Annotated in this window: 6 protein-coding genes and 1 pseudogene; all 7 read left to right on the top strand. The window is 69.4% G+C overall.

Going from position 1 to position 7478, the window contains the following annotated elements; genetic code table 11:
- The first annotated feature begins 366 nt into the window (after positions 1 to 366).
- A complete protein-coding gene (locus ACIBTS_RS12740; protein WP_399318862.1) occupies positions 367 to 1728 on the top strand; it encodes an ABC transporter substrate-binding protein in 1362 nt (453 codons plus the stop codon).
- Positions 1725 to 2639: a sugar ABC transporter permease gene (locus ACIBTS_RS12745; protein WP_319670518.1), complete on the top strand. Its 915-nt coding sequence runs from the start codon at positions 1725 to 1727 to the stop codon at positions 2637 to 2639. The genes ACIBTS_RS12740 and ACIBTS_RS12745 overlap by 4 nt, the downstream gene beginning before the upstream one ends.
- 55 nt (positions 2640 to 2694) lie before the next feature.
- The gene (locus ACIBTS_RS12750) at positions 2695 to 3600 is read left to right on the top strand and encodes a carbohydrate ABC transporter permease (protein WP_399318865.1); all 906 of its coding nucleotides are present in this window, start codon (positions 2695 to 2697) and stop codon (positions 3598 to 3600) included.
- A gap of 74 nt (positions 3601 to 3674) precedes the next feature.
- Positions 3675 to 5687 (top strand): hypothetical protein, encoded by a 2013-nt coding sequence (locus tag ACIBTS_RS12755; protein ID WP_399318866.1) that lies wholly within the window; start codon positions 3675 to 3677, stop codon positions 5685 to 5687.
- Positions 5684 to 6040, top strand: coding sequence for an L-rhamnose mutarotase (locus tag ACIBTS_RS12760; protein WP_399318868.1), 357 nt, complete (start codon positions 5684 to 5686; stop codon positions 6038 to 6040). The genes ACIBTS_RS12755 and ACIBTS_RS12760 overlap by 4 nt, the downstream gene beginning before the upstream one ends.
- Positions 6037 to 6918, top strand: a complete 882-nt coding sequence (locus tag ACIBTS_RS12765; protein ID WP_399318870.1) for an amidohydrolase family protein — start codon at positions 6037 to 6039, stop codon at positions 6916 to 6918. The genes ACIBTS_RS12760 and ACIBTS_RS12765 overlap by 4 nt, the downstream gene beginning before the upstream one ends.
- 253 nt (positions 6919 to 7171) lie before the next feature.
- A pseudogene (locus tag ACIBTS_RS12770) lies at positions 7172 to 7478 on the top strand (right-handed parallel beta-helix repeat-containing protein); the annotation flags it as partial.

The following is a 7478-nucleotide window of genomic DNA, read 5'->3' on the forward strand; positions in this document are numbered from 1 at the left end:
ACGCAACTGGGACGGCTGATCGCCGTGGAGCCGTGCCCATCGTATCCCAAACCTCGATGAGTCGTACTCATCAAGCGGATGGGTCCTTCTTTGTGAAGCAGGAAGCAAGAGGCACAACTGACGCAAATAGCAATTTATAGGGCATTCCTCGACTCTGCGTTGCACCGTCATCCGCAGATCGCCGGGGAGAAGGCTGCACAAACCCTTGACGATTCACTCGATAAGGCGGCTAATTTCTTCCGCGACGGCACGCGATACGGCCGTCCGCGGTCCCCGACGCCCGACCGGTTCGGCCTGGCGTCGCCTCACCTTCGCGCGCCGTGCCACCCCTGGTCGGGGCGCCCTGTGAAACCAGTGGAGTCGCACATGACCGTCAACAAGCCTTCGTCCGGCCGGGAGAGGGCGTCCAGCAAGAGGCGTGTGGCGTTGCTGGCCGGCTGCGCGGCCACCGCGGCGCTCACCCTGACTGCCTGCGGCGGCGGCGCCACGGGTACGACGACCAAGGACGGCTTCGCCCAGGTGCCGCAGAAGGACGGCGCGTTGACCGTCTGGGTGGACGCGACCCGCGTGGACGCCGCGAAGCTGTACCAGCAGCAGCACCCGGACGTGAAGCTGGACATCGTCACCTACGACGGCGACGCCAACGGCTCGAACTATCTCCAGACCAAGGTCCAGCTGTTCAACCGCACCGGCAAGGGCTGGCCGGACGTCGTGTTCAGCTCGCAGAACAACGAGGCGACCTGGGCGGTCGACGCGGGCTTCGCCGCGCCCCTCGACAAGGGCCTGATCCCCACCGCGACCCTGACCGGTTTCGCCGCCGGCGCCAACGACGTCTGCACGGTGGGCGGCACCGTCTACTGTCTGCGCAACGACCTCTCCCAGGCAGTGCTCTGGTACAACGCGCCGCTGTTGAAGAAGTTCGGCTACCAGGTTCCGACGACCTGGGAGGAGTACCAGACGCTCGGCGAGAAGGTGGCCAAGGAGCACCCCGGCTATCTGGTGGGCGACGCCGGCGACTCCTTCACCCCCGAGATCTACCTGTGGGCGAGCAAGTGCGGCGCCAACCACATCACCGGACCGAAGGCTGTGTCGGTGAACACCTCCAGCGAGGCCTGCACGAAGATGGCCGGGCTCATGGACGTGCTGATCAAGAACAGGTCCATGTCCATCAGCGGGGTCTTCAGCACCGACTTCGGCAAGAACAAGACCGACAAGGTCCTGCTCATGCCCGGCCCCGCCTGGTACGGCGGCGCGCTGTTCAAGGGCACCTTCAAGACGCCGGCCAAGCAGATCGCGGCGGCGCCCATCCCGCAGTGGAAGGGGGAGACCTCGCCGTCCACGGGCAACGTCGGCGGCGGCACCTGGCTGCTGTCCCAGCACTCCGCGCACATCAAGGCCGCCACCGACTTCCTGAAGTGGGTCACGACGGACAACGCCTACCAGGGCGCCAAGGCTCCGGGCTTCCCCGCATACGCGCCCGCCGCGGACACCTGGCTGAAGGGACAGGACGCCTCCGGCTACTTCGCCGGTGACCTGAGCGCCCTCAAGGCCGCGTCCTCCCAGGTCTGGCCCGGCTGGGGCTCGGGGCAGTTCAGCCAGGAGGCGATCTGGGCCGCCACCGTCAAGCCCGGCCTGACCCAGGGCAAGAGCGTCGTCTCGATGCTGCCGGCCTGGCAGGACTCCATCGTCAAGTACGCCAAGTCCAACGGATACAAGGTCTCCCAGTGACCCTCACCCACTCCCCGGCCGGCTCTGCCGCCCGGCGCCGTCGCGGCGCCGCCCGGCAGAGCCGGGCCGGTATGGCCTTCGTCGCCGCCTACGTGGTCCTGCTGGTCGCCTTCGGCGTCCTACCGACCGCCTACGCGGTCTACTTCGCCTTCACCGACGCCGGAGGCACGGTCACCGGCTTCGCCAACTTCGTCACCACGGCACAGGACTTCCGCTTCCTGGACGCCGTGAGCCATGTCGGCGTCTACCTCGCCTGCTGGCTCCTGTCCCTGGTGGTGTTCGTGGTGGCCCTGGCACTGCTGCTGCACCGCCTGGCCTCGGGTTCCGTCGGCAAGGCGCTGCGTTTCCTCTACTACGTCCCCGGAGCGCTCGCCGGCGCCGCGAGCGTGCTGGTGTGGCTGTTCATGCTCGACCCGACGGTGAGCCCGGTCAGCTCGCTGCTGGGCGCGATGGGGTTCCACACCTTCGGCGAGGTGATCGCGCCCGGCAACCTGCCCCTGCTGTTCACGGTCATCGCGTTCTGGACCGGCGCGGGCGGCTGGATCGTCGTCATGTACGGCGCGCTCAACAACATCCCCACGGACGTCATGGAAGCCGCGCGCATCGATGGCGCGGGCGCCTGGCAGACCGCCTGGCACGTGCAGATCCCGATGCTCCGCAAGTGGATCGTGTACATGGTGATCCTGGCCTTCGCGGGCGGCGCCCAGCTCTTCGTGGAGCCGCAGTTGCTGTCCCTCGCCAGCGTGGGCGTCGCCGGACGCGACTACTCGCTGAACCAGCTGACGTACGACTTCGCCTTCCAGATGAACAACATCAACGGCGCCGCCGCGGTCTCGGTGGAGCTCCTGGTCGTCAGCGTGTCGGCCGCCGCCGTCTTCGTCGCACGGTCGGGGTTCTTCGATGCCGACTAAAACCTCTGGCGGTCCCGTCGCCGCCACCGCGAGCTCGGAACGGGAAGCGCCCCTCATGAGCCGATCTCACCACCTCCAGCCGCCGCGTCGCCCGCCCGTAGGGCGCCTGGCCTCCCGGCTGCTGACCGGATCCGTGCTGGCCGCGTTCCTCGCCTTCTTCGTGCTGCCGGTGCTGTGGCTCGTCCTCGCGGCGACCAAGACCGACCAGCAGTTGGTCCACGACAACCCGCTGTCCTTCGGCTCCTTGCACGCACTGAAGGCCAACTGGGACGCGCTCACGGCGTTCCAGGACAACGCCGTCATGCAGTGGCTGGGCAACTCCGCTCTCTACGCGGCGATCTCGCTGGTCATCACTCTCGGTGTCGCCATTCCCGCGGGATACGCCCTGGCCATGACCGAGTTCCGCGGCCGGCACACCCTGCTGGTCGCGACCCTGGTCGTGATGCTCATGCCGAACGCCACCCTGGTGGTGCCGTTGTTCCTGGAGATCAACGCGGTGCATCTGATCGGCACGATGTGGTCGATCATCCTGCCGTACTCGTTCTACCCGTTCGGCGTGTACCTGACATACATCTACTTCAGCACCGCCGTACCGAAGGACCTGCTGGCCGCGGCACGGATGGACGGCTGCTCGGAGTTCCGCGTCTTCTGGCACATCGCGCTGCCGCTGGCGACCCCGGTCATCGCGCTCGTGGGGTTCTTCAGCTTCGTCGCCAACTGGACCAACTACTTCCTGCCGTACGTCATGCTCCCCGAGAGCAGCCAGATGCCCATCCAGGTGGGCGTCGGAACCCTGCTCAGCAACGTGCCGTCCTTCAATCCGACCGTCGGTGACCTGGCGATCCAGCGCCCGCAGCTGGCTCTGGCGACGCTCGTCGCCATCACGCCGGTGCTGATCGTCTTCCTCTTCGCCCAGCGCTTCCTGGTCAGCGGGATGCTCGCCGGCGCCACCAAGGAATAGCGGCCCGTCCCGGCCGCCCGGCCGTCGCCCCCGGCGCGCGCCGTCCCGCCGCCCGCCCCGAACGGAGATCTCCCATGCCCTTCAGCTCTGCCGACCGCGCCACGGCCGAGGACGCCCCTTGCGACCACCCGGTCGCACCACCCGAGATCGAGGCGCGGGTGCCGCTGCTCGAACCACCCGGCTGGGCCGTGGCCCAGCGGTCCCTGTTCGACCTCCTCGACCACGCCTGGCGGCGCTTCGCCCGCGACTTCACCGGCCCGGACGGACAACTGAACTACTCCGGCCCGCTGACCACCCGCGACGGTGTGGACGACTTCTACGAGGTGTTCTTCAACTGGCCCCAGCTGTATCTCCTCGGGGGCGCCGACGATCTGCTGCCCGCCAGTGAGAAGCACTGGGAGGGCGTGACCCGGCAGCTCACCGAACTGGGCATGCTGCGGGACGAGTTCGAGCGCGGCTACGACTGGTTCCATCAGGGCGAGAGCCTGCTGCTGCTCTACTTCCTGTGCATGGCCGCCCCCGACCGCTGGTCCGAGCGCGCCCTGCGCTTCGCCGAGCTGTACGTCGACCCGGCCAAGAGCAACTACGACCCCGAGCATCGCGTCATCACCCGCCCGCACAACGGCAGCGACCCCGACCGCACGGGCCTGTTCGACGGCGACGTCTATCCCTGGCTGCTCAAGGAGGCGCAGACGTACGGCTTCCCGCTCGACTGGATCCCGGAGGCGGACGGCGGCCCCTTCCCGCTCTCGGCGGACCCGCGGCTCGGCGCGCAGATGCGGGACCGGATGGGCGTCGGCGACACCGCGGTCAACCTCGCCGCGGCCGGGCTGGTCCTCAACGCCTGGATCCTGTCCGGCGAGGACCGCTACCGCGACTGGATCGTCGAGTACGTGGGCGCGTGGCGGGAGCGCACCGAGGCGAACGGCGGTCTCGTCCCGGACAACGCAGGCCCGGACGGTGTCGTCGGCAGCCTGTTGGAGGGCCGCTGGTACGGCGGCCACTACGGCTGGTCCTGGCCGCACGGCTGGCACAGCGTGGGCCACGCGGCCTGTGTGGCGGCGCTGGCGGCGGCCACGGTCACCGGCGACGACGACTGTCTCTCCATGGTCGCGACCTCCCTGGACGCCCTCATCGGCCGCGGCAAGGTGATGCCCCACACGGAGGCGGACTCCAGCCTCCCCTCCAAGTGGGCGGTCGAACTCGGCCCCGACATCCACACGCCCACGTTCCACGTTCCGTTCCGCCGCAACGACGCGGGCTGGTTCGACTACAACCCCGTCACCGCGCCGGTACCGGTGGCCCTGTGGCATCACACGGCCGCAGGCGCCGACCGCGCCCGGCTGGAGGGGCTGCGTGAGGCCGACGGCATCGACTGGCGTACCGTGCGGCCGTTCCGGTCCAAGGAGGAGTCCGGGCACGAGAAGGCATGGTTCGCCTTCCTCGCCGGGGACGACCCCGGCTACCCCGAGCGGATCCTCGCCACCGCCCAGGCCCAGGTCCGCCACCGCCTGCGGCGCATCGACCGCTACCGCGACCTGGACGTGCCCGAGGCCGACATCCACGTGTGGCAGCAGTCCAACCCCGTGGTCACCGAGGCCCTCGTCCAGCTGACCTGGGGCGGCCCCCAGGTGCTGTACAACGGCGGCCTGCAGCAGGCCCGGCTGCGCTACCACGACGCCGAGGCCCGCCGTGCCGGCCTGCCGCCGGACGTGGCCGCTCTGGTCACCTGCATCGACCCCGACGCGACCACCGTCGAGCTGGTGAACCTCTCCCCCGAGGCCGAGCGCACGCTGATCGTCCAGGCGGGCGCCTTCGCCGAGCACACCATCGCCGCTGTCCGGTACACGACCTGCGCGGACGACGGCTGGATCGGGGACATGTACGACTACGGCCACGCCGAGCCCGTCGTCACCGAGTCGGAGCAGGTCTGCGACAGCACCTTCCTGACGGTCCGGCTGCCCGCCTCCAGCCGCGTCAAGCTCACCCTGCGTCTCCGGCTGCGCGCCGGCACCCCCAGCTACCGCACTCCGTTCGACACCCCGGCCGGCCCGCCCTCGCCGGGCACGGAGGGAGAAGCCGCATGAAGCGCGTCGCCCAGACCATCAGACTCCGACGCGAGCGCCGCGAAGAGTACCTCGAGCTGCACTCGGCCGTCTGGCCCGGCGTCGAAGCCGCCCTGCACCGGTCGAACATCCGCACCTTCAGCATCTTCCTCCACGGTGACGTCCTGTTCGCCTACTTCGAGTACCACGGCGACGACTTCGAGGCCGACATGGCCGCCCTCGAAGCCGACCCCGAGACCCAGCAGTGGTGGAAGCTCACCGACCCCTGCCAGGAGCCCTGGCCCGACCGGGGCGACTCCCGCCAGTGGACGGAGCTCCCCGAGATCTGGCACCTGAACCCGCTCATGGACCGACCCGACCTGGACCGTCAGTGACCCCCACCACCGCCCCGCTCATCGACGCCCACCACCACCTGTGGGACCTCGCCCAGCGTCCCCAGCCCTGGCTCGACGACCCCGCACTGGCAACGATCCGTCGCACCTTCACCCCCGACGACCTGCGTACCGCTGCCACCCAGCCCATCGCGGGCCGCCGACTGCACAGCACGGTGGTCGTGCAGTGCGTGCCGGACGTGCCCGAGACGAAGGACCTGCTCGCGCTCGCGGAGCGGGAGCCGCTGATCGGGGCCGTGGTCGGCTGGGCGGACCTGACGTCCCCGGGGGTCGGCGAGCTGCTGGACGGGTTGCTCGCCGGGCCGGGCGGTACGTATCTGCGGTCCCTGCGTCATCTCGTGCAGGGCGAGACGGATCCGGAATGGCTGCAACGCCCCGATGTCGAACGCGGGTTGGCGGCGGTCCGGGACCGCGGGCTCTGCTACGACGTGCTCGTCCGCAGCCACCAGCTCGACCAGGCGATCCGGCTGGCCGAGCGCTTCCCGGACCTGCCCCAGGTGCTCGACCACGCCGGCAAGCCGTCGATCGCCGACGGTGAACTGGCCGACTGGGAAAGCCGGTTGCGTCTACTGGCCGCACATTCGCAGGTGGTCTGCAAGGTGTCGGGGCTGATCACCGAGGCGGACCACGAGAAGTGGACCGTCGACGACGTCCGCGCGGTGTGGGACGTCCTGCTCTCCGCCTTCGGCCCCGACCGGCTGATGTTCGGCTCCGACTGGCCGGTCGCGAATCTCGCGGGCGGCTGGAACCGCTGGGCCGCCACCGTGGACGAACTGCTCGACCGCTGTTCCGACACCGAGATCCACGCGGTGCTCGCCGGCACCGCGACCGCCTTCTACCGCCTCCCCGCCTGCGACTGACCGTCGGCGCTCGTGCTGTTGAAGGGCCTGAGAACACGATGACACCCGCAGTCGACCACCTCGCCGCGGAGTCCTTACCGCCCTGCCGCTGCGACGTCGTCCCCTCGTCCGCGAGGTCTGCCACCCACGCTTCTGAGCCTCGGCCCGCTCAAGGGCCGGGCGACGAAGATCCGCGTCAACCGCACCGACAACACCCCCGGAGCCGCCGCATGAAGGCATTCCCGACCGTCCGCACCAGCAGGAGGGGCAGACGATGAAGCCTGTCACCTCCACCACTCGGAAGTTGTCGGCAGCGCTCGCGGTGGTTCTCCCCGCGGTGCTGCTGACCTCCCTCACGACGGCGGTCCCGGCCTCGGCCGCGACCCAGGCGACCTACTACGTCGCCCCCAACGGTAACGACGCCAACGCCGGGACGATCACCGCGCCGTTCAAGACCCTGCAGCACGCACGGGACGTCGTGCGCACGGTCAACGACAACATGACCGGAGACATCAACGTCTATCTCCGCGGCGGCAACTACCCGGTGAGCAGCACCATCGGCTTCACGTCGGCCGACTCCG

This window comes from Streptomyces sp. NPDC050121 (genome assembly GCF_044460385.1).
GTDB lineage: Bacteria > Actinomycetota > Actinomycetes > Streptomycetales > Streptomycetaceae > Streptomyces > Streptomyces soliscabiei.